Raw genomic sequence first — 25,625 nt, 5'->3', positions numbered from 1 at the left:
ATCACTCGATGTGGGCATCACCCTCGGCCGCCGTATCGATACTCACCACCACCGACATCCCCGGGCGCAGGCGTTCGCTTTCTGCCTGGTCGGGGTCGACGGTGATGCGCACCGGTATCCGCTGGGCGATCTTGACGAAGTTGCCGGTGGCGTTGTCGGCCTGCAACAAGGCGAACTCCGAGCCGGTGGCCGGCGAGATGCGCTGCACATGGCCGTGGAACTTGCGGTGGTTGAGCGCATCGACGGTGAAGCTCGCGGGCTGGCCGACGCGGATGTTGTCCATCTGGGTTTCCTTCATGTTGGCGATCACCCAGAGCTGGTTCGGCACCAGCGACATCAGTTGCGCCCCGGAATTGACGTAGGCCCCCAGGCGCACGCCGATCTGCCCCAGCTGGCCATCGCGCGGCGCGGTGACCCGGGTGTTGGACAGGTCGATCCGCGCCAGTTGCACCGCCGCCTCGGCATTGGCCACCGCGGCCTCCAGCGAACCGCGATTGACGATCACCGTCTGCAGGTCCTGGCGGGCGATGTCCAGCTGCGCCTGGGCCTGGGCCACCGCGGCAAGGGTCTGGGCGTTGGCGGCGCGGGTCACGTCCAGGTCACGCTGGGACACCGAACCGTCGGCGATCAGTTCCTGGTTGCGCCGCAGGTCGGCGGCGCTCTTGCGCGCCTGGGCCTGGCTGTCGGCCAGCGCCGCCTGGCGCAGCTTGATGGTGGCTTCGGCGCTGTTGCGCTGCTGCACCACATTGGCCAGGGCCGCCTTCTGCGACGCCAGCTGGGCCAGGGACTGCTCCAGGCGCTGCTTGTAGATGCGGTCGTCGAGGCGCACCAGCAGGTCGCCGGCCTTGACGAACTGGAAGTCCTGCACCGGCACCTCGAACACATAACCGCTGAGCTGCGGCCCGATGATCGTCACCTGGCCCCGCACCAGGGCGTTCTCGGTGCTTTCGATGGCGCTGCTGAACGGCGGCAGCTGCCAGGCATAGAGCACGACCAGCACGCCGCTGATGGCGATCGCGGCGAACCCCAGGGACGAGATGACCCGCACCCGCAGCGAACGCGGCTCGGTGATCGGCATCGAGGGCGGCGCACTGCCTTCCGGCGTCGAGGCAATGGCGTTGGTGGTGGTGATGGTCGGTTCGGTCATGAAGAAATGGCACCGCTGGGTTGGACGGGAGTCGGGGCTGGGGTCGAAGCTGCGGGCGTGACCGCCTTGGTCGTGCTCATCAGCCACAGGCTGCGAATGAAGATCCAGATCATGGTCAGCACGGCGATCACCGCGATCAGCATGAACACATCGTTGTAGGCCAGCACGTTGGCTTCGCGGGTGGCGGCGCTGGCCAGGCTGCGGATGCCTTGCAGCTCGCGGGCCTGCGGGTCGGCGATCACCCTGCCGACCGCCGCCCCGCCGCTCTGCACCCGGCCCAGCACCCGTGGGTCCATCAGCACCAGTTGCTCGACGATATGGCTGGAATGGTATTTCTCGCGGACGATCTGGAAGGTCCCCAGCAGCGCCGAGCCGATCAGCCCGCCGAGGTTCTGGCAGATGCCGAACAGCACCGAGAAGCTCACCAGGTTGCGCGGGTTGGTCAGCACGTTGCGCGTGCCCAGGACCATGGTCGGGCCGAGAAAGAAGGTCCCGCCGAAGGCCAGCAGGAACTGGCTGACATACATATTGGCCGGGCGCGTGAGGTTATTCGAGAAGCTGTCCATCACCGAGCCGACGGCCATCAGCGCCAGGGAGATGACCAGCGGCATGAACAGGTGCGCCGGGTTGATGGTCAGGGCGCTGGTGGCCAGGCCCGCGATGCTGCCCAGCAGCATCACCCCATACAGCAGGCGCATCTGCTGGCTGCTCATGTTCAGCGCCTGGAGAAAGCCCACGGCGCCGGTGGACTGCTCGGACAGCACCATGCGGATCAGGATCACCGCCAGGGCCAGGCGGATCGCCGCCCCGCTGCCCAGCCAGCGGGTCATCAGCATCGGGTTGCTGCGGTTATGTTCGATAGCCAGGCCGGCGAGGATCAGCACGATGGAGCCGGCGCTGGCGTAGCCGATCCACGGCGCCTCCAGCCACCAGTCGATGCGCCCCAGGGACAGCACCGCGCAGAGCAGCGCGACGCCGCTGGCGAGGATGGCGAAGGTCAGGAAGTCGAGTTTCTCGAAGGTGCGGAAACGGTCGCCGGGCGGCAGCTTGAGCAGGAACACGCAGCCCAGGGAGGCCAGCGCCAGCCCCAGCTCGAACAGGTACAGGCCGCGCCATTCGGCGATCTGCAGCAGGTCTTCGGAAAACAGCCGGGCCAGGGGCAAGGCCAGTTGCGAGGCACCCAGCCCCAGCACCAGGGCTTTCATCCGCCACTTGGCCGGGAAGGCCTGGACCATGTAGTACAGGCCCAGGGAACTCAGGGCGGCGCCAACCATGCCGTGGGCCGCACGTACGGCGATGGCCGAACTCAGGTCGTTGACGAACAGGTGGCCGAAGGTCACCAGCGCATAGAGCACCAGGAACACCTCGGTAAAGGCGCGCAGGCCGAACTGTTGGCGAAACTTCACCAGCAGCAGGTTCATCGACACGTTGGTCATCACATAGGCCGCCGGCAGCCAGGCCATTTCCGCCGTGGTCGCGCCCAGCGCCCCTTGCAGATACGGCAAGTTGGCGACCACCAGGGAGTTGCCGAGGCCGCCGGTGATCGCCACCAGCAGACCGACCAGGGCATAGGCCAGGCGCTTGTGCGTGGGGTGCAGCGGCGTCGAGGGGGAACCGGGCAAGCTGGGCTTTTCGTGGGGCTGCCAGTTGCGCGGGGCGTAGCTATCCATTCATTGACCTTGCCATTCGCTGACCTTGTTCCATGTCCGCCCGAATGGCGGACGCTCCAGAGTTGTTCCGGGTTGCCCGGCAGTGTGCCGGAAAACCTCGGGATCCAGGCACACTGCCGGGCTCGATTGACGAACTTTATGCAAAGCTAATCACGGCGCAGAGGATTTTTTCAGCCCACTGCCGGCCGCCGGACGAAATACCCGTGGCGCTGACGCAAATCCGCCACAGGCCCTGCCTATCATTGCCGCTGCTCGCCCCCTAGAATCGGCCGTCACCTGTGCCTCCCGCGGAGCCCCGCAATGCCCCTGCCCTTTCAGAAGCTGCATGCCAATGGCGACGACTTCATGCTGGTCGATGCCCGTGGACGCGACAACCCGATCACCGGCGAGCTGGCCAGGACCCTGGGCGACCGCCATCGCGGCGTGGGTTTCAATCAGCTGGTGGTGCTCAGCCATTGCCCCGAGACAGCGGCGCAACTGACCTTCTGGAATGCCGATGGTTCCAGCCTGAGCACCTGCGGCAGCGCCACCCGCGGCGCGGCCGACCTGCTGATGCGCGAAAGCGGCGAAGACTCGGTGCAGGTGAAGACCGTCCGCGGCATCCTGCATTGCCTGCGGCTGGACGATCAGTCGGTGTCGGTGGAGATGGGTGTGCCGCAATTCGCCTGGCAGGAGATCCCGCTGGCGATGGCCCTCGACAGCCTGGCCCTGCCCCTGCCCGGCGAGCCGGCGGCGTGCAGCATGGGCAACCCGCACTGCACGTTTTTTGTCGAGGACCTGCAGGCCATCGACGTGGCGACACTGGGCCCGCGGATCGAGGCGCATCCGCTGTTCCCGCAGAAGACCAATGTGCACTTCGTCCAGGTCATCGACCGCCAGACCATTCGCCTGCGCATCTGGGAGCGCAACGGCGCCATTCCCTTGGGTTCCGGCTCGTGCTCCTGCGGCGCGGCGGTCAACGGCATACGCCGCGGCCTGCTGGACAGCCCGGTCCGGGTGTTGTGCGACGGCGGCCCGGTCACCGTCAGCTGGGACGGCCAGGGCAAGGTGCGGCTGGCCGGTGGGGTGGAGCGGGTGTTCAGCGGGGTGATCTGAGAGCCGCGGCGTTTGGTGGACCTGATCGCGAGCAAGCTCGCTCCTACAGGATTTGCGCAAACTCTGTAGGAGCGAGCTTGCTCGCGATGAGGCCAGCGGCAGCGACGCCCTCCCCGGACTCGATTGGTAAATTTTCTTTAAAGGTGATCTGGTTTCGAGGGGATTTTTCAAGCAGAAACTGGATGCCAGCCTATCGGCACTTTTTCCTCAAGGAGTGCCACCATGTCCCCCCACAAAAACTTGCGCTGGTTCAAGCGCCTGCTCGCCCTCAGCCTGCTGGCGCCGGCCCTGGCGTTCGCCCAGGAGCGCCCCTGGCCGGACGGCTCGCAACTGGTGCTGTCGTTTTCCATGCAGTTCGAGACCGGTGGCCAGCCAGAGGGCGCCGAAAGCCCGTTTTCCGCAAGCCCCTTGCCCAAGGGTTACCCCGACCTGCCGGCCAACACCTGGTTCGACTACGGCCACAAGGAAGGCCTGTGGCGCCTGCTCGATCTGTGGGACCGCACCGGGATCAAGGTCACCTCGCATGTGGTCGGTGAAGCCGCGCTGAAACACCCGGAGCTGGTCAAGGCCATCGCCGAGCGAGGCCATGAGGTGGCGGCCCACGGCATGCGTTGGGCCGACTCTTACAACATGAGCTACGCCCAGGAAAAACAGTTCATCGGCGATGGCGTGGACGCGGTGCAGAAGCTCACCGGCCAGCGCTCGGTCGGCTACAACGCCAACTGGCTGCGGCGCAGCCCCAACACCCTGAAAGTGTTGCAGGACCTGAATTTCACCTACCACATCGATGACGTCAGCCGTGACGAACCTTTCGTCACCCTGGTGCGCGGCAAGAAATTCGCCGTGGTGCCCTACACCCTGCGCAACAACGACATCGTGCTGATCGAGGGCCGACACTTCTCCGCCGAACAGTTCTATCAGCAGTTGGTGCTGGAGTTCGATCGCCTGTACGCCGAAGGCGCGAACCGGCGGCGGATGATGTCGGTGAGCCTGCACGATCGTATCGGCGGTACGCCGGCGATGGTCGAAGCGGTGGAGCGTTTTATCCGCTACGCCCAGTCCCACCCCAAGGTCAGCTTTATGCGCAAGGACCGGATCGCGCAGATCGTGCTGACGGAGAAGGACCCGCTGATCGATAACAGCGAGGCGGCGTATAACGATTGAGACGTTATGTGTTGAACGAAAGTTCGGTGGGTCGATCCGAGAACAGCGGCGGCCTGCCGATTTTTATCGCGAGCAAGCTCGCTCCTACAGGGACTGCACGGGTCCTTGTAGGAGCGAGCTTGCTCGCGAGAGGCCGGGCCTGCGGTTCGCCCATCAAGTCAATTCCCCAGCGTCAACCCATTGGCCGGCAACGGCAGCGCAGTCTTGTAGCGCACCTGCTTGAGGGCGAAGCTGGAACGGATATTGGCCACGCCGGGCACCTTGGTCAGGAAGTCCATCATGAAGCGCTCCAGGGCCTGGATGGTCGGCACCAGCACGCGGATCAGGTAGTCCGGATCGCCCGCCATCAGGTAGCACTCCATGACTTCCGGGCGGTCGGCGATCGCCTCTTCGAAGTGCTGCAACGCCTCTTCCACCTGCTTCTCCAGGCTGACGTGAATGAACACGTTGACGTGCAGCCCCAGCAGGTCGGCATCCAGCAGGGTCACCTGCTCGCGGATCAGCCCCAACTCCTCCATGGCGCGCACGCGGTTGAAGCACGGGGTGGGCGAAAGGTTCACCGAACGGGCGAGGTCGGCGTTGGTGATGCGGGCGTTCTCCTGGAGGCTGTTGAGAATGCCGATGTCGGTACGGTCCAGTTTGCGCATGAGACAAATCAACCTGTTTTTTATGTTTATGCAGTTTTTTTATCTGCAAATCGTCTTTAGCGCAACGAAACAGAGATAAATATTCTCCTTGGCCCGGCCTATGATTGTTGTAGGACAAGATTTCTTTTACCCAAAGAATGACTGTCAGCTAAGCGCGCCCACTACAAGAAATTCACAAGATCGAGCGTAGACAAGCCATGACCCAAGCGTACGAACCGCTGCGCCTGCACGTGCCCGAACCCTCAGGCCGTCCCGGTTGCAAAACCGACTTCTCCTACCTGCGTCTGACCGACGCTGGCACGGTGCGCAAACCCCCAATCGATGTAGAACCCGCTGACACCGCCGACCTGGCCCGTGGCCTGATTCGCGTGCTCGACGACCAGGGCAATGCCCTGGGCGAATGGGCCGAAGAGGTGCCCAGCGAGGTGCTGCGCCAGGGCATGCGCGCCATGCTCAAGACGCGGATCTTCGACAACCGCATGGTGGTCGCCCAGCGCCAGAAGAAGATGTCGTTCTACATGCAGAGCCTCGGCGAGGAGGCCATCGGCAGCGCCCAGGCCCTGGCGTTGAACATCGACGACATGTGCTTCCCCACCTACCGCCAGCAAAGCATCCTGATGGCCCGCGACGTGCCGCTGGTGGACATGATCTGCCAGCTGTTGTCCAACGAGCGCGATCCGCTCAAGGGCCGCCAGCTGCCGATCATGTACTCGGTGAAAGAGGCCGGTTTCTTCACTATCTCCGGCAACCTGGCCACCCAGTTCGTGCAAGGCGTGGGCTGGGGCATGGCCTCGGCGATCAAGGGCGATACCAAGATCGCCTCGGCCTGGATCGGCGACGGCGCCACCGCCGAGTCGGACTTCCACACCGCCCTGACTTTCGCCCACGTGTACCGCGCGCCGGTGATCCTCAACGTGGTCAACAACCAGTGGGCAATCTCCACCTTCCAGGCCATCGCCGGTGGTGAAGCCACCACCTTCGCCGGACGCGGCGTCGGTTGCGGCATCGCCTCGCTGCGAGTGGACGGCAACGATTTCATCGCGGTCTACGCCGCGTCCCGCTGGGCCGCCGAACGCGCCCGGCGCAACCTCGGCCCGACCCTGATCGAATGGGTCACCTACCGCGCCGGCCCGCACTCCACCTCCGACGATCCGTCCAAGTACCGCCCGGCCGACGACTGGAGCCACTTCCCCCTCGGCGACCCGATCGCCCGCCTCAAGCAGCACCTGATCAAGATCGGCCAGTGGTCCGAAGAGGAACACGCCGCGGTCAGCGCCGAACTGGAAGCCGAAGTCATCGCCGCGCAGAAACAGGCCGAGCAATACGGCACCCTCGCCGGCGGGCAGATCCCCAGCGCCGCGACCATGTTCGAGGACGTCTACAAGGAAATGCCCGAGCACCTCAAGCGCCAACGCCAGCAACTGGGAATCTGACATGAACGACCACAACAACAATATCCAGTTGGACACCGCCATGACCACGACCACCATGACCATGATCCAGGCCCTGCGCTCGGCCATGGATGTGATGCTAGAGCGTGACGACAACGTGGTGGTGTTCGGCCAGGACGTCGGTTATTTCGGCGGAGTGTTCCGTTGCACCGAAGGCCTGCAGACCAAGTACGGCACCTCACGGGTGTTCGACGCGCCGATCTCGGAAAGCGGCATCGTCGGCGTCGCCGTCGGCATGGGTGCCTACGGCCTGCGCCCGGTGGCGGAGATCCAGTTCGCCGACTACGTCTACCCGGCCACCGACCAGATCATTTCCGAAGCGGCGCGCCTGCGTTATCGCTCCGCCGGCCAGTTCACCGCGCCGCTGACCATGCGCATGCCCTGCGGCGGCGGCATCTACGGTGGCCAGACCCACAGCCAGAGCATCGAGGCGGTGTTCACCCAGGTCTGCGGCCTGCGCACCGTGATGCCGTCCAACCCCTACGACGCCAAGGGCCTGCTGATCGCCTCCATCGAAAACGATGACCCGGTGATCTTCCTCGAGCCCAAGCGCCTGTACAACGGCCCGTTCGACGGCCACCACGACCGCCCGGTAACCCCCTGGTCGAAACACCCCTCGGCCCAGGTGCCGGACGGTTACTACAAGGTGCCGCTGGACGTCGCCGCCATCACCCGGCCGGGCAAGGACGTCACCGTGCTGACCTACGGCACCACGGTGTATGTCTCGCAAGTGGCCGCCGAGGAAACCGGGATCGACGCCGAGGTCATCGACCTGCGCAGCCTGTGGCCACTGGACCTGGAGACCATCGTCAAGTCGGTGAAAAAGACCGGCCGCTGCGTGGTGGTCCACGAAGCCACCCGCACCTGCGGCTTCGGCGCCGAGCTGGTGTCGCTGGTGCAAGAGCATTGCTTCCACCACCTGGAAGCGCCTATCGAGCGCGTGACCGGTTGGGACACCCCCTACCCGCACGCGCAGGAGTGGGCGTATTTCCCTGGCCCGTCCCGAGTGGGCGCGGCTTTGCAACGGGTCATGGAGGTCTGAATGGGCACGCACGTTATCAAGATGCCGGACATCGGCGAAGGCATCGCAGAAGTAGAACTGGCGCAGTGGCACGTCAAGGTCGGCGACCTGGTGGTCGAGGACCAGGTGCTGGCCGACGTCATGACCGACAAGGCCATGGTGGATATCCCCTCCCCGGTGCACGGCAAGGTCATCTCCCTGGGCGGCCAGCCCGGCGAAGTGATGGCGGTGGGCAGCATATTGATCAGCATCGAGGTCGAAGGCGCCGGCAACCTCAAGGCCTCCGATCAGCTGGTCAAGGAACCTGCCCCTATTAAAGAAGCAGCACCAGCAGCGGTGGCGCCCAAGGTCGAAGCCGCGCCAGTGCTGGAAAGCAAACCCGCCGCCGCGTGCCGCCCCGCGCCACAGGCGCCGGTAGCCCGCGACGCCGACGAGCGCCCACTGGCCTCCCCGGCCGTGCGCAAGCATGCGCTGGACCTGGGCATCCAGCTGCGCCTGGTGCAGGGCAGCGGCCCGGCCGGACGCATCCTCCACGAAGACCTGGACGCCTACCTGGCCCAGGGCACTCAGAGCGCACGCAGCGGCTCGGCGCCGTCCGGTTATGCCGAACGTCATGACGAGGAGCAGATCCCGGTAATCGGCATGCGCCGCAAGATCGCCCAGCGCATGCAGGAAGCCACCCAACGCGCCGCCCACTTCAGTTATGTCGAGGAAATCGACGTCACCGCCGTGGAAGAACTGCGCGCGCACCTCAATGAAAAACACGGCGCCACCCGCGGCAAGCTGACCCTGCTGCCGTTCCTGGTGCGGGCCCTGGTCGTGGCCCTGCGCGACTTCCCGCAGATCAACGCGCGTTACGACGACGAAGCCCAGGTCATCACCCGCCACGGCGCGGTGCATGTCGGGGTGGCCACGCAAAGCGACGTCGGCCTGATGGTGCCGGTGGTGCGCCACGCCGAAGCCCGCAGCCTGTGGGACAGCGCCGCGGAAATCTCGCGCCTGGCTACAGCCGCGCGCAGCGGCAAGGCGGCCCGCGACGAACTGTCCGGCTCGACCATCACCCTGACCAGCCTCGGCGCCCTGGGCGGCATCGTCAGCACGCCGGTGCTGAACCTGCCGGAAGTGGCGATCGTCGGGGTGAACAAGATCGTCGAACGGCCGATGGTGATCAAAGGCCAGATCGTGGTCCGCAAGATGATGAACCTCTCCAGCTCCTTCGATCACCGGGTGGTCGACGGCATGGACGCGGCGCTCTTCATCCAGGCCATTCGCGGCCTGCTCGAACAACCCGCCAGTCTCTTTGTTGAATAGGCATTTCTGGAGTAAGGCATGCAACAAACTCTGAACACTACCTTGCTGATCATCGGCGGTGGCCCCGGCGGTTATGTGGCGGCGATCCGCGCCGGCCAGCTGGGCATCTCGACCATCCTGGTGGAAGGCCAGGCGCTGGGCGGCACCTGCCTGAACATCGGCTGCATCCCGTCCAAGGCGCTGATCCATGTCGCCGAACAGTTCCAGCAGACCCGCCATCACAGCCAGGGCTCGGCCCTGGGCATCAACGTCTCGGCGCCGACCCTGGACATCGGCAAGAGCGTGGAATGGAAAGACGGCATCGTCGACCGCCTGACCACCGGCGTCGCCGCCCTGCTGAGAAAGCACAAGGTCCAGGTGATCCAGGGCTGGGCCAGGGTCATCGACGGCAAGACCGTGGAAATCGAAGGCGCCGGCACCCGCATCCAGTGCGAACACCTGCTGCTGGCCACCGGTTCGAAGAGCGTCAACCTGCCGATGCTGCCGCTTGGCGGGCCGATCATCTCCTCCACCGAAGCCCTGGCGCCCAAGGCCCTGCCCAAGCGCTTGATCGTGGTCGGTGGCGGTTATATCGGCCTGGAGCTGGGCATCGCCTACCGCAAGCTCGGCGCCGAAGTCAGCGTGGTCGAGGCCCAGGAGCGCATCCTGCCGGCCTATGACGCCGAGCTGACCCAACCGGTGCTCGAATCGGTGAAACAACTGGGGATCAAGCTCTACCTCAAGCACAGCGTCGAAGGTTTCGATGCCGCGACCCACTCCTTGCAGGTGCGCGACCCGAACGGCGACAGCCTGAAGCTGGACACCGACCAGGTGCTGGTGGCGGTCGGGCGCAAGCCGAACACCCAGGGCTGGAACCTCGAAGCGCTGAACCTGGACATGAACGGCTCGGCCATCCGCATCGACCAGCGTTGCCAGACCAGCATGCGCAATGTCTGGGCCATCGGCGACCTCGCCGGCGAACCGATGCTCGCGCACCGGGCCATGGCCCAGGGCGAGATGGTCGCCGAGCTGATCGCCGGCCAGCACCGGGAATTCAACCCGACGGCCATTGCCGCGGTGTGCTTCACCGACCCGGAACTGGTGGTGGTCGGCAAGACCCCGGACGAGGCCAAGGCCGCCGGCCTGGATTGCATCGTCTCAAGCTTCCCGTTCGCCGCCAACGGCCGTGCCATGACCCTGGAATCGAAAAGCGGTTTCGTGCGGGTGGTGGCGCGCCGTGACAATCACCTGATTGTCGGCTGGCAGGCGGTGGGCGTCGGCGTGTCCGAACTGTCCACGGCCTTCGGCCAGTCCCTGGAAATGGGCGCGCGCCTGGAAGATATCGCCGGCACCATCCACGCCCATCCGACCCTGGGCGAGGCGGTGCAGGAAGCGGCATTGCGCGCCCTGGGCCACGCGTTGCATCTATAAACACCGGGTCTGTAGGAGCGAGGCTTGCCCGCGATAGGACCAGTGAGCACGGCAGGGATATCAAGCCGTCTGTGCCGACGCTATCGCGAGCAAGCTTCGCTCCTACAGAAACAGCTCGCCGCAGCCTTTGGGGTTCGCGCCACAGGACGGCAGGAGGGTTCATGAGCAGGCTAAGTTTTTTTGCTTCCCCTCCCATCGCCCGGGATGCGGTAGCCCCCCGGAATGCAGTATTGTTGTGCCCATCCAAAAAACGTCAGAAGCCTTGAGCCGTTGCGACGGTTGTTAAGCGATAGAGGGTGTCATGGGTAACGAAAGCATCAATTGGGACAAGCTGGGTTTTGACTACATCAAGACAGACAAGCGCTATCTGTCGCACTGGCGTAACGGCGAGTGGGACAAAGGCACCCTGACCGAAGATAACGTGCTGCACATCAGCGAAGGCTCCACCGCCCTTCACTATGGCCAGCAGTGCTTCGAAGGCCTGAAGGCCTACCGCTGCAAGGACGGTTCGATCAACCTGTTCCGCCCGGACCAGAACGCCGCCCGCATGCAGCGCAGCTGCGCGCGCCTGCTGATGCCGCAGGTGTCCACCGAGCAATTTGTTGCCGCCTGTCAGGAAGTGGTTCGCGCCAACGAGCGCTTCATCCCGCCTTACGGCACCGGCGGCGCGCTGTACCTGCGCCCGTTCGTGATCGGCGTGGGTGACAACATCGGCGTGCGCACCGCCCCCGAGTTCATCTTCTCGATTTTCGCCATTCCGGTCGGTGCCTACTTCAAGGGCGGCCTGACCCCGCACAACTTCCTGATCTCCAGCTACGACCGCGCGGCGCCACAAGGCACCGGCGCGGCCAAGGTCGGTGGCAACTACGCCGCCAGCCTGATGCCAGGTTCGGAAGCCAAGAAGAAGCACTTCGCCGACTGCATCTACCTGGACCCTTTGACCCACTCGAAGATCGAGGAAGTCGGTTCGGCCAACTTCTTCGGCATCACCCACGACGACAAATTCGTCACGCCGAAGTCGCCGTCGGTACTGCCGGGCATCACCCGCCTGTCGCTGATCGAACTGGCCAAGACCCGCCTGGGCCTGGAAGTGATCGAAGGCGACGTGCTGATCGACAAGCTGTCGGACTTCAAGGAAGCCGGCGCCTGCGGTACCGCCGCGGTGATCACGCCGATCGGCGGCATCGAGTACAAGGACAAGCTGCACGTGTTCTACAGCGAAAAAGAAGTCGGTCCGATCACCCAGAAGCTCTACAAAGAGCTGACCGGCGTACAGACCGGCGACATCGAAGCGCCAGCGGGCTGGATCGTCAAGGTCTGACCCTAGCCACCAGGTGCTGAAAAGCCCGCCCTTCGCCACCGCGAACGGCGGGCTTTTTCATGGGTGCCGAAACCTGTGCCCCTAGCCGAGCGCCGCCACTTGCGGCGGCAGCAGAATGGCGCTCGCCTTGTCCTTGCCGTGATATTTGTCGATCAGGGAAAACAGGATGGCCGCCGTACGGATATCCACGATCCCGCTGACATTTTCCTGGTTGAAGCGCATCTGGAAGGCTTCCACCACCCTTTCCGGTTGCTCGTCCAGATAGCCATAACCATAGGTTTGCAGCGCCTTCGTGACCTGGACCATGCTCGGCGGCGCCACGCTGAAGCGGGCCAGGTAGTCGTCGAGGGTGCGCTCGTCGGGCCAGGCGCCAATGCCGGCTTCGGCAAGCCGTTTCCAGGGAAAGAACGGCCCCGGATCGATCTTGCGCCCGGGGGCGATATCCGAGTGCCCGACGATGTCCGTCGGCTGTATGTCGTACTTACTGACCAGGTCCCGGGCCAGGCTGATCAGCAGTTCTATCTGCTGCTCGTTGTAGGGCTCGCCCAGCAACTGGCCGGTGTCCTGGTCCCAGCCAGCGTTGACGATCTCGATCCCGAGCGAGGTGTCGTTCAGGTTGCTGCGGTTCTTCCACTGGCTCACTCCCGCATGCCAGGACCGGTCGTGGTCATCGACCAACTGGTCGGCCACCGGCAGGCCCTTGTGGGTCTTCGGCCGGTCGGGAATCAGGTAGTTGGCGCTGACGTGTTCCGATCGCGTCAGCGTTTCGAAGGACTGCGCCTGGTCGAGCGCGGTGTAGTGCAAGACCAGGAAACGGATCCGGTGGTTCTTCGCCACCGCCCTTTCGCCTTTCGAAAGGACGTAGCCGTCTTTCTCCGTGAGCGTGGCCTCGGAGGTGTCTTGGTGGCTGCTGGTACAACCGGTCATCGCCAGCAAGAGGCTTAAGACCGTGGTGTATTTCTTCATGACTTGCCCTTGAACGTTGCTTTCCTTTCCCCGCCTGGCTTGCTGCGTTGCAGGCCTGCGGAGCGGCGCATGCTAGGGGCCGGGGGGAAAGACTGTCTTTAGGAAAAGTCCGAAAGTCGCTGAGAAAGTCGACGACAGAAAGCGCAGATGGGCCATGCAGGGCTGCTGCGCCCCAAGAGGTGGGCATGCCGGGGCCGGCATGCCCGATGGTGCGGGAAAGGCCGCGGCTACTGGTGCTGGACCTGGAACATCGAGTTCACCTGGACCTGTGCCAGCATGTGCTCGGCGCCGCCGCCGCGACGCATGCCACGCACCGGGCAGGCGTCGAGGTAGTCGAGGCCGACCGCCAGCTTCAGGTGCCGTTCCGGCCGCGCCAGGCGGTTGGTCACGTCGAAACTGTACCAGCCGCCGTCGATCCAGGCCTCGGCCCAGGCGTGGCTGGCCAGGTGGCTTTCGTCTTCGGTGCACAGGTAGCCGGAGACATAACGCGCGGGAATCCCCAGGCCGCGGGCGCAGGCCAGGAACGCATGGGTGTGGTCCTGGCAGACCCCGACCCCGCCGGCGAAAGCCTCGGCCGCGGTGGTGTCCACCGTGGTCGCGCCCGGGCTGTAGACCATGTGTGCGGCCAGGGCGTGCATCAGCTCGATCAGCGCCGCGCGGTCGCGCCGGGTGCCGCAGTGCTGCGCGGCGAAGGCGCTGAGGGCGGCGTCGGCCTTGGTCAGCGGGCTGCTGCGCAGGAAGGGCAGCGGCGACTGGCTGTCGTGCTCCATCTCCCGGGCCTGGTCGATTTCCACCTGGCCATAGGCGCTCAGGACCAGGGCGCCATGGGGCTCGTCCATGGTCAGCACGTGCAGGATATTGCCGTAGGGGTCGAGCTGGCTGCGCACCAGGCGCGGCAGTTCCAGGTGCCATTCGAGGATCTGCTGGCGCTCGCTGTTCTGCGGGGTCAGGCGCAGGAACTGGATGCTGGTGCAGACTTCATCGGCGTAGCTGTAGGTGGTGTCGTGGCGTATGGAAAGTTTCATACAACCTCCAGATAGGATTCGTGGACGGTCTGCCCCAGGTGACGGATCTGCGCGATGAAATCGCTCAGCCACAGGTGCAGGCCCGACGCGAGGATCTCGTCGATCCCGGTGTAGCGCAGGCGCGCGTTCAGCTCGGCGGCCAGGCGCTGGGCCGGACGGCCGTTGTTGCCCGGCAGGCTGGCGAGGATCTGGTCCAGCTCCTCGACGCAGGCATGCAGCGAGCGCGGTACGTCGGCACGCAACAGCAGCATCTCGGACACCTGCTCGGCTCCCGGTGCATTGCGGTAGATCTCGTTGAACGCCTCGAACGAGGACAGGGCACGGAGCAAGGCGCTCCACTGGTAGTAGCCACGGGCCGAGTTGTCGCTGACCTCCTCCGACTCCTCGCCGAACATTTCGTAGCGCGCGTCCAGCAGGCGCAGGGTGTTGTCGGCCCGCTCGATAAAGGTGCCCAGGCGAATGAAGCAATAGGCATCGTTGCGCATGATGGTGCCCGAGGTCGCGCCACGGAACAGGTGCGAACGCTCCTTGACCCATTCGCAGAAATGGCTGATGCCGTAGCGTCCCAGGCCACTCTTGGCGATGTTGCGCATCTCCAGCCAGGTGGCGTTGATGTTTTCCCACATGTCGGCGGTGATCCGCCCGCGCACCGCATGGGCGTTGGTCCGTGCCGCCCGCAGGCAGCAATAGATGCTGCCGGGGTTGGTTTCGTCGAGGGCGAAGAAGTGCAGCATGCGTTCGGTGTTCAGCTCGCCGTAACGCTGGTTGTAGTCGTCCAGGGTGCCGGCGGCCAGCAGCGACATCGCCAGCTCGGCATGGCCATCGCTACGCCCCGCCTGGGGCATCAGCGACAGCGAGTAACTGACTTCGAGCATGCGCGCCAGGTTCTCGGCGCGCTCCAGGTAACGGGACATCCAGTAGAGGTCTGCAGCGGTTCTTGAAAGCATCGGTCAATCCTCCACGACCCAGGTGTCTTTGGTGCCGCCGCCCTGCGACGAGTTCACCACCAGCGAGCCTTCGCGCAAGGCCACGCGGGTCAGGCCGCCCGGCACCAGACGGGTTTCGCTGCCCGACAGCACGAACGGACGCAGGTCGATATGCCGCGGCGCGATGCCGTTCTCGACAAAGGTCGGGCAGGTCGACAGGCACAGGGTGGGTTGGGCGATATAGGCTTCCGGACGGGCCTTGAGCCGGGCGCGGAAGTCTTCGATCTCCGCCGCCGTGGCCGCCGGCCCCACCAGCATGCCGTAGCCGCCGGAACCCTGGGTTTCCTTGACTACCAGGTCCGGCAGGTTGGCCAGTACGTGGGACAGCTCCGCGGGCTTGCGGCATTGCCAGGTCGGCACGTTCTTCAGGATCGGTTCCTCGCTCAGGTAGAAACGGATCATCTCGTCGACATAGGGGTAGATCGACTTGTCGTCCGCCACCCCGGTGCCCACCGCGTTGGCCAGCACCACGTTGCCGGAACGGTAGGCGGCGATCAGCCCGGGCACGCCGAGCATGGAATCGGGGTTGAACGACAAGGGGTCGAGGAAGGCGTCGTCGAGACGACGGTAGATCACATCCACCGCCTGGGCGCCGGAGGTGGTGCGCATAAATACGCGGTCGTCGCGCACGAACAGGTCGGCGCCTTCCACCAGTTCCACGCCCATCTCCCGGGCCAGGAACGCATGCTCGAAATAGGCGCTGTTGAAACGCCCCGGGGTCAGCACCACCACCGTCGGGTTGTCCAGCGGGCTGGAGCTTTTCAGGGTATCGAGCAGCAGGTTCGGGTAGTGGTCGATGGGCGCCACCCGTTGCGCGGCGAAGAGCTCGGGGAACAGGCGCATCATCATCTTGCGGTCTTCGAGCATGTAGCTGACGCCGCTGGGGGTGCGCAGGTTGTCTTCCAGCACGTAGTAGCTGCCGTCGCCGTCACGCACCAGGTCGACGCCGGAGATGTGCGAATAGATATTGCGATGCAGGTCCAGGCCGCGCATCGCCACCTGGTAACCCTCGTTGGCCAGCACCTGCTCGGCCGGGATGATGCCCTCCTTGAGAATGCGTTGCCCGTGGTAGATATCGGCCAGGAACATGTTCAATGCCTGGACCCGCTGGATGCAGCCGCGCTCGACGTTCCGCCATTCGCTGGCCTTGATGCTGCGCGGGATGATGTCGAAGGGAATCAGCCGTTCAGTGCCTTGCTCGTCACCGTACAACGTGAAGGTGATGCCAGCGCGGTGGAACAGCAGGTCGGCTTCGCGCCGACGCTGGTCCAGCAGCTCCACGGGGGTGTCCGCCAGCCAGCGGGCGAACTCCTGGTAATGTGGGCGGCAGCCACCACTCGCATCATACATTTCGTTAAAAAAAGCACGGGACATACCCCAACTCCTCGCCGTGGTTTAAACGGCTTTTTTATTTAAACTCTCTGTTTCAATAAATCGGGCCTTACGCTGAGCGATAGAAACTGTTCTGTTGTGCACCTCATTGTGCGGCTTGAATATTCCGCTCGATGCCGACGGAAATACCCCCACTTATTGACGCCAGTCGTTTGGCGAAACTTCCCGTATGGATTTTCGGCAATGGATCGCCCGCGATGACGTCCATTGGTTGTGGAACTCGTCACCTCCTTTTTCGTTTTAATGTGAACTTTCAAACTGAAAGTTTTCCGAAACTTCAACAGCACACTTCGTTGGATTTCAAAGGCTGTCTATCTGCTTTAGCAATCGCTGTGCCCAAATCCCGTCTCCCCGCGAATAAAGTCCCCAAGGGTGGAAAAATGACACTTTGGCGACACTTTTCACTCAACCAGGGGGCTCCACTCCCTGTTGATGCTGAAACGTTTTATCCGGAAGGCCGCCGGAACGGCTTTGCACAACACTGGCGCGAACGAAAAAAGTGCAGAAACTGTCGAGGAAGGTTTTTTTGCCCTGACACGGGGATTTTTGGCAAAGCAGCTGTTATCGCTTTGCACAAAGCAAGAGTTGACGCGGCCTGCCGAGAGAAAGAACAGCGCACCATTAGCGGTCCGGAAAACGCACCAACGGCGAACGAAACACCCAATAGCGCCAACTATTGGCGCAATTTCAGCTTTTCGCCAGCGCTAGTTTGTAAAAGTGTCGGACAGGATTGAATCGGGTATTTCCGACTGTGCACGGTTCGCGCCCAAAGGAATAACGTTCGCCGACGTTATCCGCCGAACTCTTCATTCCACTTTTTATTGATTCAGTGCAATCAGCCAGGATTTATCGCCGCCCTACCCCCACCACCGAACCTGTAGGAGCGCAGCTTGCTCGCGATGCAGGCACCAGGGTGAATCAGGCACGCCGCCATCGCGAGCAAGCTCGCTCCTACAGTGATTCGCGGATAAATAGCTACTCGCACACACCGCAAAACGTGTAGGAGCCAGCTTGCTGGCGATCCAGGCATCGCGGTGGGTCAGGTACTACAAGGTTTCCAGGTGTTCGAGGATGATCCGCACCGCCTCGGCTGGCGACAGCAGGGAGCTGTCCAGCCTCAAGCACTCGCTGCTCCAGGCCTGGTAATCATGATCGAGCACCGACTGCCAGCTCGGTGGTCGCAGGCCGGGCACATCCGCCTCACGGCTTTCCACCCGGCGCCGATGCTCGGCGATGTCCGTGCAGACCACCTCGACATTCAGTAAAGGGCTCTGCTCGGCCTCGGCAATGTCCTGCCAGGCCTGGCGGCTCTCGGCGACCGGATTGACGCAGTCGGCCACCACCCGGTTGCCCAGGGCCAGGTTGCTGCGGGCCAGGGCATTGGCGACCTCGTACCCGGCCTTGCCGACCTCCGCCAAGCCGCCGTTGCGCAGAGCCTGCTCGATAGAGTCGATGCGCAGATAGGCGGCCCGCAGATGGCTGGCCAGTGCCCGGGCGATGGTGGTCTTGCCGCTGCCGGGCAGGCCACTGAAGACGATGAGCATAGGGAGAACTCCAAGCAAAGCACTGCATGCGCAGGCTGACAGCAGCGCCAGCCATGGGGTTGTGGACCGGCCTATGAAGCCTGGGTAACGGACGGCCGATCCGGTTTGGCAGCGCTCCCGACCCGCAGGGTTGGGCTGTCCGGTTCTTCGAGCTGGACCGCGAACCGAGTGGCAAGCTCCTTGCGCCCCAGGGCGGTCAATCCCAGCGCCCGGCTGTCCAGGTCCTGGGTCAGCCATTTGCGCCGGATCGCCTCCTGCAACAACGCGGCTCCCAGCGCACCACCCAGATGCGGGCGGCGCATGCTCCAGTCCAGGCACGGGCAGGCAAAGCGTCGACGCAAGGTCGCCAGGGCCTGCACATCGATACCCAATCCGGCGAAAAACCCTTCGCCGGCCGGGCTCAGGCTGTACTCCTGGGCGCCCTCCTGCGGCTCCTGCAACCAGCCGGCGTCGAGCAGGCGGTCATGCAACTGCACCGCCAGGGTGCCGGCCATATGGTCGTAGCAGGTACGGGCGAACTGCAGGCGGTCCGGGGTGCGCGGGCTGAAAGCTGGCATGGCGTTGCGGCCGATCACCATCAGGGCCTCCAGGGCCTGGGCCACGCGCTTGTCGGCCAGGCTGTAGTAGCGATGGCGGCCCTGCACATGCAGGCGCACCAGGGCCAGGTCCTTGAGCTTGCCCAGGTGCGCGCTGGCGGTGGAGGCGCTGACATCGGCGATCGCCGCCAGCTCGGTGCTGGTGCGCGCGTGGCCGTCCATCAACGCGCAGAGCATCTTCGTCCGCGCCGGCTCGGCAATGGCCGCGGCGACCTGGGATACGGCGTTGTCGTGCTGCTGTGCATTCATATTTCGCTCCCGAACGAATCGTGCCCTTCGCAGGTTGCCGATAGTAGCAACACTTCTCCCCCGCGAATAAGGCCGCCCGTCATGGACCCGATCACCGCCGTCACCCACGCCGATCCCTACCCTTACTACGCCAGCCTGCGGGTCCGGGACGGGCTGGCCTTCGACCCCAGGCTGGGGATGTGGCTGGCCAGCAGCGCCGCAGCGGTGGCCGCGGTGCTGGCCCATCCCGAGTGCCGGGTACGTCCCGCCCACGAGCCGGTGCCCCGGGCCATAGCCGACGGCGCCGCCGGCACAGTGTTCGGCCAACTGATGCGGATGAACGACGGCGAACGCCAGCGTTGCCCGCGGGCCGCGGTCGAGCCGGGCCTGCAACAGGTATATGCCGAGGAAATCCAGCAGCGGGTCGCCGCCCTGCTGCTGGGCCTGCCAAGGGATACCACTGCCAGGCTGCACGATTGCCAGTTCCGCCTGCCGGTGGCGGTGGTCGCCGGGCTGCTGGGCTTTGCCGCGCACCAGTTGCCAGAGATTGCCGGGTTGACCCGGGACTTTGTCGCCTGCCTGTCGCCGGCCAGCAATCAGGCACAACGGGAGGCCGCCCACCGGGCAGCCGAAGCGTTGAGCCGACACTTCGAGGCCCTGCTCGATCAGGCCCCCGTCAGCCCGCTGTTGCAGCGGATCGTCAACGGCTTCGGCAGGCAGGGTCACGACAGCCTGATCGGCAACCTGATCGGCCTGTTGTCCCAGACCTTCGAGGCCAGCGCCGGGCTGATCGGCAACAGCCTCTGCGCCCTGCTGAACGATCGCCAGTTACTCGCGGACCTGCGGACGACGCCCAACCGGATCGCCGACCTGCTGGCCGAAGTGCAGCGTCACGACCCGCCGGTGCAGAACACCCGGCGCTTCGTCGCCGCCCCTTGCCGCATCGCCGGGGTGACGCTGGAGCCAGGCGCTGTGGTGCTGGTGCTGCTGGCCTCGGCCAACCGCGACCCGCAACTGAACCCGGAGCCGGATCGCCTGCTGCTCGAACGCGAGGACCGGCGCAGTTTCAGCTTTGGCAGCGGCCGCCACCAATGCCCCGGCCAGGCCCTGGCCCTGAGCATCGCCAGCGCGGTGGTCGGTGCACTGCTGCCACAATCGACCCTCGACCAGCCCATCGCCTGGACCTACAAGCCCTCGCTCAACGGACGCATCCCCCTGTTCACCCTCCTGCCGGAGTCGCACTGATGATCGCCGTGATATTCGAAGCCCTGCCCCGCCCGGAACATCGCCAGCGTTACCTGGACCTCGCCGCCGCGCTGAAACCGCTGCTGCTGGAGATCGACGGGTTCATTTCCATCGAGCGCTTCCAGAGCCTGAGCGAGCCGGACAAGCTGCTGTCCCTGTCGTTCTGGCGCGACGAGCAAGCGGTCGAGGCCTGGCGCACCCTGGAACGCCATCGCACGGCCCAGGCCCTGGGGCGGACCCAGGTGTTCGCCGACTACCGGCTGCGGGTCGCCGCAGTGGCGCGCGACTACGGGCTGACCCAGCGCGACCAGGCGCCGGCGGACAGCCGCCGGGCCCATGCCGGGTAAAACTGCTGGGCGCCTATTCGACCAATGAATGGTGGTCAGAAGGTCATCGTGCTTCTGCTAGGGTCATGCCTGGACTTGGGAGGACACCATCATGAGCCAGATGACCCAACATGCCCTGAAGCTCAATGGCATCGAATTGCACCTGCATGCCGATGGCCCGCTGGATGGACCGCCGGTGTGGCTGCTGCACGGTTTTCCCGAGTGCTGGTATTCGTGGCGCCGGCAGGTCGCGCCGCTGACGGCCGCCGGCTACCGGGTGCTGATCCCGCAGATGCGCGGCTACGGCGACAGCAGCGCCCCAGAGGAGGTAGCCGCCTATGACGTGCTGACCCTGTGTGCGGATATCCAGCAGGCGATGGATGCCCTGGGCCAGCAGCAGGCCTGCATCGTCGGTCACGACTGGGGCGCCGTAGTCGCCTGGCACCTGGCGCTGCTGGAGCCGCAGCGGGTCAAGGCCCTGGTGACCCTGTCGGTGCCTTTCGCCGGCCGCCCCAAGCGCCCAGCCGTGGAGATCATGGCCGAGCTGTTCGCCGAGCGTTTCAATTACATCCTGTACTTCCAGAAACCCGGCGTCGCCGAGCGGGAACTGGACGCCGACATCGACCGCAGCCTGCTGCATTTCATGCACGACTGCGAACACCTGCTGGATGAGAAGAGTCCGTCGGCCCTGCTGTTCGACGGCATGCCGCCGCACCAGGCACCGCCCGCCTGGTGCACGCCGGAAGACTTTGCGGTGTACCGACGCACCTTTGCGGGGCGAGGTTTTCGCGGCGCCTTGAACTGGTACCGCAACTTCGAGCGCAACTGGCAGCGGACCGAACACCTGGGCGAACGCCAGGTGAGCCAACCGACCCTGTTCATGATCGGCGACCGCGACCCGGTGGGTCAGTTGGAAGCTCGCACTATGGAGCGCATGCCCGGCAAGGTGCCACGCCTGGAACAGCATCGGCTGGCGGATTGCGGGCACTGGATCCAGAGCGAACAGGCCGCAGAGGTCAATCTGCGGCTGCTGGATTTTCTTGGGAGGAACTACCCCTGCCCGCCTGCCGTGCAGACAGGGGCCTAGCGTTACAGGCTGCGATATTCGAGGGTGAGGTGCGCCAGTTCGTGGACCGGCGCCAGGCGCTGGCGAATGGTCTCGGCGCTGACGCCGGCAGCCGCTACCACACTGACGATCGCCGCCCGCGCCTGCGGGCCCACCTGCCACACATGCAGGTCGGTGATGCGCGCATCGCCGGCGGCTTCCACCGACTGGCGAATCTCGCCGGCCAGGTGTTCGTCCGTGGTGTCGAGCAGCACCGCCGCGCTGGACTTCATCAAGCCATAGGCCCAGCGCCCGATGACCAGCGCGCCAACCACACCCATCACCGGGTCGAGCCAGACCCACCCCAGATAACGCCCCGCCAGCAAGGCGGCGATGGCCAGGACCGAGGTCAGGGCATCGGCCAGCACATGGACGTAGGCCGAGCGCAGGTTGTTGTCGTGGTGATGGCCGTGCCCGTGTGAATGCGGATGCGGATGCTCATGAGCAGGCTGATGAGCGTGATCATGGCCGTGATGGGCATGGCCGCCGGAAAGCAGCAAGGCGCTGACAATGTTCACCAGCAGCCCGACCACGGCGATCACGGTCGCCTCGGTGAACGCCACCTGGGTCGGCTGCAACAGCCGCAGCAACGACTCGCCGGCGATGCCGATGGCCACCAGGCCGAGGATCAGCGCCGAGGCGAACCCCGCCAGGTCGCCGACCTTGCCGGTGCCGAAACTGAAGCGCGCATTGTCGGCATTGCGCCGGGCGAAACCATAGGCCGCCGCCGCGATGCCCAGGGCCCCGGCATGGGTCGCCATATGGAAGCCGTCGGCGAGCAAGGCCATGGAACCGGTGAGATAACCGGCGGCGATTTCGCCGATCATCATGATGAAGGTCAGCGCCACCACCCACAGCGTGCGTCGGGCGTTTTCATCGTGGGCGGCACCGAGGAAGTGGTGGTCGTGGGTCAAGCCTGCAGAGGGCAAGGTGAGGCGCATGGGGTGGTCTCCGGTCAGGAATAACGGCGAATGGCTTCGAGCAGTTCGTTCACGCCCTTGGCCCGTTCTTCATCGCTGAGTTCGGGGTGAGCCACATGCTCCAGGGCGTGGGCCTCGATGATTTCCCCCATCAGGCCGTTAATCGCGCCGCGGGTGGCCGCCACCAGATGCAGGGTCTTGGCGCACTCCGCGCCGGACTCCAGGGCCCGCTCCACGGCCTGCACCTGGCCAAGAATGCGCCGGACCCGTTTGAGCAGATCGTCTTTCTGTGCGTGCGTGTGCGACATACCTATACCCCCTATACCTATATGGCACCCATCCTGGCCGATGACTGGAACAGACGCAAGAGGCCAAAGCCCGCTGCGTTTCAACCAGCCACAACCTGGCCCCGCCTGGCGAAAGCACGGAAGCACGATTTCAAGGGAGATCTAGGGAGCAAGGGCGTGGCGATTCTGTTCGAGCCCACGCCCGGCCCGGGTAACGCGGCCCGATCAGGCAGAGCCCTGATCTGGCCAATAAGCGAAATCAGTCGTCGCGAGTCAGGACTTCCAGCAACTCGATCTCGAACACCAGATTGGAGTTCGGCGGGATCTTGCCCATCGAGCGCTCGCCGTAACCCAGGTGCGCCGGCACCAAGAGCTTGCGCTTGCCGCCGACCTGCATGCCCATCAGGCCCTGGTCCCAGCCCTTGATCACCCGCCCGGTGCCGATCACGCACTGGAACGGCTTGCCACGCTCCCAGGACGAATCGAAGGGCGTACCGTCTTCCAGGAAACCGCGGTACTGGGTGGTGATCAAGGCGCCCTTGACCACCGCCTTGCCCTCGCCCACTTCGATATCGATCACCTGTAACAGGTCGCTCATCTATTCACTCTCTGTTGGAGGCAGCCGACAGTGGCGGCCGAGGGTGCGGAAAATAGCAAATTTTCGGCCTCGCGACTTGTCAGGCATGCTCCTGGAAGGGGCTGAGGCAGGGCACATTATCGATGCCTCCTGGCCCAGCCAGCATTTTTCAGATTGTCCCTACAGACCCTCCATAGCCGAATCCACTAGCGTCCCTAAGCCAACTGCAAATGCTCTTCGCTCCCCTCTGACGGGGGCTTTCTTTATGGACAATGTGGACGCGAACAGGGATGAGTGGCTACGTACCGAACGCCCCGAAGGGCTATCGCAACAAGGGTGTAGAGCCCGTCGATCTTGGCGCCCAGCGCTGGGCGGAATACAAGGACCTGCCGCCAAAGGCAGAAGACAAGCCCGCCACCATGGGTTGTGTCTTTGCCAAAAGCTGCAACCTGCCTGACGGTGTGATCGATCACAAGAATCCGGCCGGATTTGTGCCTGTTGAGAAGCTGGCTGATTACGGGCTATGGGCTGTATTAGCTACCGGGACGGCAATCACAGCGCAAGGTTCCTCTCTCCAATTGGTGGGCGGCTCTGCCACTGGCAGCGCCATTGCCAAACGTCTTGGCGGATCATTGGCTCTCACATTGCTGGAAGGGTCAGGTGTTGTTGCTACTGGCGCTGTAGTGGGCACTGTTGCGTTGCTGATTCCAAACACCAGCATTTCGCCTGACAGTGCCTTCTATAAGAATGAGCAGTACGCAATGCTCAAGACAGGCCGCACACGTGTTCGTGTCAATGTGAAGACCTTGCCGGATGGCTCCGTTAACGCCTATGGCTTCTACACGGGCGGCAAGACGGATTGGGAAAATGTCCCAGTCATTGAGGGCAGGAAAGACGGTGAGAAGTTTATCGCCGACATTGGCAACGGGATCGGCCTCACTTGGACACCAGCGGCAAGCGGTGACGGTGTACTGGGTATTCCTGCACTGGAAGGCGCGTCACAGTTGCCACCTGTTTGGGTGTATCCACCTACAGCACAATCTGACACGGTGTTGGCGAACCCCGCACATCCACCTGAATTCCGAGATGCAATTATCTGGTTCCCTGACTCGGGGATTGAGCCAATCTACATTGTGCTCAGTACACAGTTGGAGAAGAACAAGACGGCTGGCGCTGCTTTTGAAGATAAGGCTTACCCTCCATTTGCCGAAGAAATGGACGAGTCAACTCAACAGGTAACGCTGAAAACAAAGAGCGGCACCAGAACTCGTCTCGATATGATTGGCAGGGACGCGAACGGAGACATTGCGTGCGTCGGATGCACCACTTACACGCAATCAAAAGCTGGCGTTCCCGGAAATCGAAGAGAGCGGCGGAGTCATTGTTGGTAAAGGTAAACCTGGCTTCCCCGGAGGAACGGTTATACCGCCAACCCGAGTACAAATCTTGCGACCGAAAATAGACTAACGCAATCAAGGAACAGCTATGTCAGTTACAGATACCGAAGTCATCGACATGTGGGGAATCCCAAAATGGGATCACAACAAAATAGTTCTCGGGATCACAGACCATCTTGGGTGGGCTGACAAAACCGAACAGGGCGAGCACCTTCTTGCGCTTCAAGAAAAGCTGAATGCGTACATCGCTTTCATCGAAAGCGGCGACATCTACACCGAGATTCCCGGCGCCCTTGGTAAGTCCCCCATCATCCGCATCATCGGGAAGTATGAGCTTTCAGAGCAAGGTGAACTCCTTGTTGATCGCGCTACCGAGGTGTTAAAGGAAGTAGGCATTGGCCTAGAGTTCGTGCTTAAACAAGACGATGTGACAGACAACGAGTGACCGGCGATGCGCTCCAGCTTAGGGGAGAGGGCAAGGCGCCAAAGCTCTGGCTACAGGGATCAAGAACTGACAGAAAAAGAAAAGCCCATTCAATGTGGGCTCTCATAGGGGGAGTTGAGTAATGGAATTGAAGAGCCATTTGGCTTACTACACCGAACAGGAATTCAAGGCCCTGATCCAAGCGATTGAAAATGCACGAACTGAGGAAGAGCGAGCCGAGCTTGTCGATCACTTCAACAAGATCGTTCCCCATCCAGCAGGGAACGATTTAATGTTCTATCCAGAGGCTGGGGAAGACGATTCAGCCGATGGCGTAACGCGGACTGTCAGCAGCTATTGCCGTGACAAG

Annotated in this window: 26 protein-coding genes; 14 read left to right on the top strand and 12 right to left on the bottom strand. The window is 63.8% G+C overall.

Features of this window, described 5'->3' with window-relative positions:
* Position 1 precedes the first annotated feature (1 nt).
* Together DK261_RS08405 and DK261_RS08400 are read right to left on the bottom strand one after the other, a co-directional pair.
* Complete coding sequence (locus DK261_RS08405; RefSeq protein WP_110175553.1) at positions 2 to 1,147, bottom strand: HlyD family secretion protein; 1,146 nt, start codon at positions 1,145 to 1,147, stop codon at positions 2 to 4.
* Positions 1,144 to 2,817 (bottom strand): MFS transporter, encoded by a 1,674-nt coding sequence (locus DK261_RS08400; protein WP_039967995.1) that lies wholly within the window; start codon positions 2,815 to 2,817, stop codon positions 1,144 to 1,146. Before DK261_RS08400 ends, DK261_RS08405 begins: the two co-directional genes overlap by 4 nt.
* A 300-nt stretch (positions 2,818 to 3,117) precedes the next feature.
* Here DK261_RS08400 and dapF point away from each other — a divergent pair, with 300 nt between their 5' ends.
* Both dapF and DK261_RS08390 read left to right on the top strand, forming a co-directional pair.
* Entirely contained in the window at positions 3,118 to 3,912 is a 795-nt protein-coding gene (gene dapF, locus DK261_RS08395) for a diaminopimelate epimerase (protein WP_110175552.1), read from the top strand.
* A 222-nt stretch (positions 3,913 to 4,134) separates the two neighbouring features.
* Positions 4,135 to 5,076 carry a polysaccharide deacetylase family protein gene (locus DK261_RS08390; protein ID WP_110175551.1) on the top strand — a complete coding sequence of 314 codons (942 nt, stop codon included), beginning with the start codon at positions 4,135 to 4,137 and terminating at the stop codon, positions 5,074 to 5,076.
* Positions 5,077 to 5,234: 158 nt separating this feature from the next.
* On the opposite strand, the gene bkdR is transcribed toward DK261_RS08390, so the two are convergent.
* On the bottom strand, positions 5,235 to 5,723 hold the full coding sequence (gene bkdR / locus DK261_RS08385; protein ID WP_009048410.1) for a Bkd operon transcriptional regulator BkdR: 489 nt from the start codon (positions 5,721 to 5,723) through the stop codon (positions 5,235 to 5,237).
* A gap of 197 nt (positions 5,724 to 5,920) precedes the next feature.
* Between bkdR and DK261_RS08380 the strand changes: the two genes are divergently transcribed.
* The 5 genes from DK261_RS08380 (at position 5,921) to DK261_RS08360 (ending at position 12,237) form a co-directional block, all read left to right on the top strand.
* On the top strand, positions 5,921 to 7,156 hold the full coding sequence (locus DK261_RS08380) for a 3-methyl-2-oxobutanoate dehydrogenase (2-methylpropanoyl-transferring) subunit alpha (protein WP_009048409.1): 1,236 nt from the start codon (positions 5,921 to 5,923) through the stop codon (positions 7,154 to 7,156).
* A 1-nt stretch (position 7,157) separates the two neighbouring features.
* Positions 7,158 to 8,216, top strand: a complete 1,059-nt coding sequence (locus DK261_RS08375; RefSeq protein ID WP_016702795.1) for an alpha-ketoacid dehydrogenase subunit beta — start codon at positions 7,158 to 7,160, stop codon at positions 8,214 to 8,216.
* Positions 8,217 to 9,506 (top strand): dihydrolipoamide acetyltransferase family protein, encoded by a 1,290-nt coding sequence (locus tag DK261_RS08370; protein ID WP_110175550.1) that lies wholly within the window; start codon positions 8,217 to 8,219, stop codon positions 9,504 to 9,506.
* Positions 9,507 to 9,524: 18 nt separating this feature from the next.
* Positions 9,525 to 10,916: a dihydrolipoyl dehydrogenase gene (gene lpdA / locus DK261_RS08365; RefSeq protein WP_110175549.1), complete on the top strand. Its 1,392-nt coding sequence runs from the start codon at positions 9,525 to 9,527 to the stop codon at positions 10,914 to 10,916.
* A 301-nt stretch (positions 10,917 to 11,217) separates the two neighbouring features.
* Positions 11,218 to 12,237, top strand: coding sequence for a branched-chain amino acid aminotransferase (locus tag DK261_RS08360; RefSeq protein WP_009048405.1), 1,020 nt, complete (start codon positions 11,218 to 11,220; stop codon positions 12,235 to 12,237).
* Between the two features lie 81 nt (positions 12,238 to 12,318).
* Here the strand turns inward: DK261_RS08360 and DK261_RS08355 are convergent, their stop codons facing one another.
* The 4 genes from DK261_RS08355 to DK261_RS08340 form a co-directional block, all read right to left on the bottom strand.
* Positions 12,319 to 13,203 carry an N-acetylmuramoyl-L-alanine amidase gene (locus DK261_RS08355; protein WP_110175548.1) on the bottom strand — a complete coding sequence of 295 codons (885 nt, stop codon included), beginning with the start codon at positions 13,201 to 13,203 and terminating at the stop codon, positions 12,319 to 12,321.
* A 227-nt stretch (positions 13,204 to 13,430) separates the two neighbouring features.
* Positions 13,431 to 14,228 (bottom strand): transglutaminase family protein, encoded by a 798-nt coding sequence (locus tag DK261_RS08350; protein WP_110175547.1) that lies wholly within the window; start codon positions 14,226 to 14,228, stop codon positions 13,431 to 13,433.
* The gene (locus DK261_RS08345; protein ID WP_007925069.1) at positions 14,225 to 15,175 is read right to left on the bottom strand and encodes an alpha-E domain-containing protein; all 951 of its coding nucleotides are present in this window, start codon (positions 15,173 to 15,175) and stop codon (positions 14,225 to 14,227) included. Before DK261_RS08345 ends, DK261_RS08350 begins: the two co-directional genes overlap by 4 nt.
* Before the next feature lie 3 nt (positions 15,176 to 15,178).
* A complete protein-coding gene (locus tag DK261_RS08340) occupies positions 15,179 to 16,588 on the bottom strand; it encodes a circularly permuted type 2 ATP-grasp protein (RefSeq protein ID WP_009048402.1) in 1,410 nt (469 codons plus the stop codon).
* A 215-nt stretch (positions 16,589 to 16,803) separates the two neighbouring features.
* On the opposite strand from DK261_RS08340, the gene DK261_RS32830 reads away from it, so the two are divergent.
* Entirely contained in the window at positions 16,804 to 17,340 is a 537-nt protein-coding gene (locus tag DK261_RS32830; RefSeq protein WP_146043827.1) for a hypothetical protein, read from the top strand.
* A 312-nt stretch (positions 17,341 to 17,652) separates the two neighbouring features.
* Here DK261_RS32830 and DK261_RS08335 read toward each other — a convergent pair whose 3' ends face one another.
* Both DK261_RS08335 and DK261_RS08330 read right to left on the bottom strand, forming a co-directional pair.
* A complete protein-coding gene (locus tag DK261_RS08335; protein ID WP_110175546.1) occupies positions 17,653 to 18,150 on the bottom strand; it encodes an AAA family ATPase in 498 nt (165 codons plus the stop codon).
* A 71-nt stretch (positions 18,151 to 18,221) separates the two neighbouring features.
* Positions 18,222 to 18,995, bottom strand: a complete 774-nt coding sequence (locus DK261_RS08330) for a helix-turn-helix transcriptional regulator (protein WP_110175545.1) — start codon at positions 18,993 to 18,995, stop codon at positions 18,222 to 18,224.
* 81 nt (positions 18,996 to 19,076) lie between these two features.
* Here DK261_RS08330 and DK261_RS08325 point away from each other — a divergent pair, with 81 nt between their 5' ends.
* From DK261_RS08325 to DK261_RS08315, 3 genes are all read left to right on the top strand, one after another.
* Entirely contained in the window at positions 19,077 to 20,219 is a 1,143-nt protein-coding gene (locus DK261_RS08325) for a cytochrome P450 (protein ID WP_038631633.1), read from the top strand.
* Positions 20,219 to 20,566: an antibiotic biosynthesis monooxygenase gene (locus DK261_RS08320; RefSeq protein WP_009048397.1), complete on the top strand. Its 348-nt coding sequence runs from the start codon at positions 20,219 to 20,221 to the stop codon at positions 20,564 to 20,566. The genes DK261_RS08325 and DK261_RS08320 overlap by 1 nt, the downstream gene beginning before the upstream one ends.
* A 91-nt stretch (positions 20,567 to 20,657) precedes the next feature.
* The gene (locus DK261_RS08315) at positions 20,658 to 21,632 is read left to right on the top strand and encodes an alpha/beta fold hydrolase (protein ID WP_053268744.1); all 975 of its coding nucleotides are present in this window, start codon (positions 20,658 to 20,660) and stop codon (positions 21,630 to 21,632) included.
* A 2-nt stretch (positions 21,633 to 21,634) separates the two neighbouring features.
* Here DK261_RS08315 and dmeF read toward each other — a convergent pair whose 3' ends face one another.
* The 3 genes from dmeF to DK261_RS08300 form a co-directional block, all read right to left on the bottom strand.
* Positions 21,635 to 22,591: a CDF family Co(II)/Ni(II) efflux transporter DmeF gene (gene dmeF, locus DK261_RS08310; RefSeq protein ID WP_028682778.1), complete on the bottom strand. Its 957-nt coding sequence runs from the start codon at positions 22,589 to 22,591 to the stop codon at positions 21,635 to 21,637.
* 14 nt (positions 22,592 to 22,605) lie between these two features.
* On the bottom strand, positions 22,606 to 22,878 hold the full coding sequence (locus DK261_RS08305; protein WP_009048394.1) for a metal/formaldehyde-sensitive transcriptional repressor: 273 nt from the start codon (positions 22,876 to 22,878) through the stop codon (positions 22,606 to 22,608).
* Between the two features lie 238 nt (positions 22,879 to 23,116).
* Complete coding sequence (locus DK261_RS08300) at positions 23,117 to 23,455, bottom strand: FKBP-type peptidyl-prolyl cis-trans isomerase (protein WP_009048393.1); 339 nt, start codon at positions 23,453 to 23,455, stop codon at positions 23,117 to 23,119.
* Positions 23,456 to 23,724: 269 nt separating this feature from the next.
* Here DK261_RS08300 and DK261_RS08295 point away from each other — a divergent pair, with 269 nt between their 5' ends.
* The 3 genes from DK261_RS08295 to DK261_RS08285 form a co-directional block, all read left to right on the top strand.
* Entirely contained in the window at positions 23,725 to 24,825 is a 1,101-nt protein-coding gene (locus tag DK261_RS08295) for an S-type pyocin domain-containing protein (RefSeq protein ID WP_232788612.1), read from the top strand.
* Between the two features lie 94 nt (positions 24,826 to 24,919).
* Complete coding sequence (locus tag DK261_RS08290; RefSeq protein WP_009048391.1) at positions 24,920 to 25,276, top strand: DUF6572 domain-containing protein; 357 nt, start codon at positions 24,920 to 24,922, stop codon at positions 25,274 to 25,276.
* 121 nt (positions 25,277 to 25,397) lie between these two features.
* On the top strand, positions 25,398 to 25,625 hold a 228-nt coding region (locus DK261_RS08285), incomplete at its 3' end, for a bacteriocin immunity protein (RefSeq protein ID WP_110175578.1).

Source organism: Pseudomonas sp. RW409 (assembly GCF_003184125.1).
GTDB classification, from domain to species: domain Bacteria; phylum Pseudomonadota; class Gammaproteobacteria; order Pseudomonadales; family Pseudomonadaceae; genus Aquipseudomonas; species Aquipseudomonas chlororaphis_I.
This window is presented reverse-complemented; position numbering and strand designations above follow the sequence as displayed.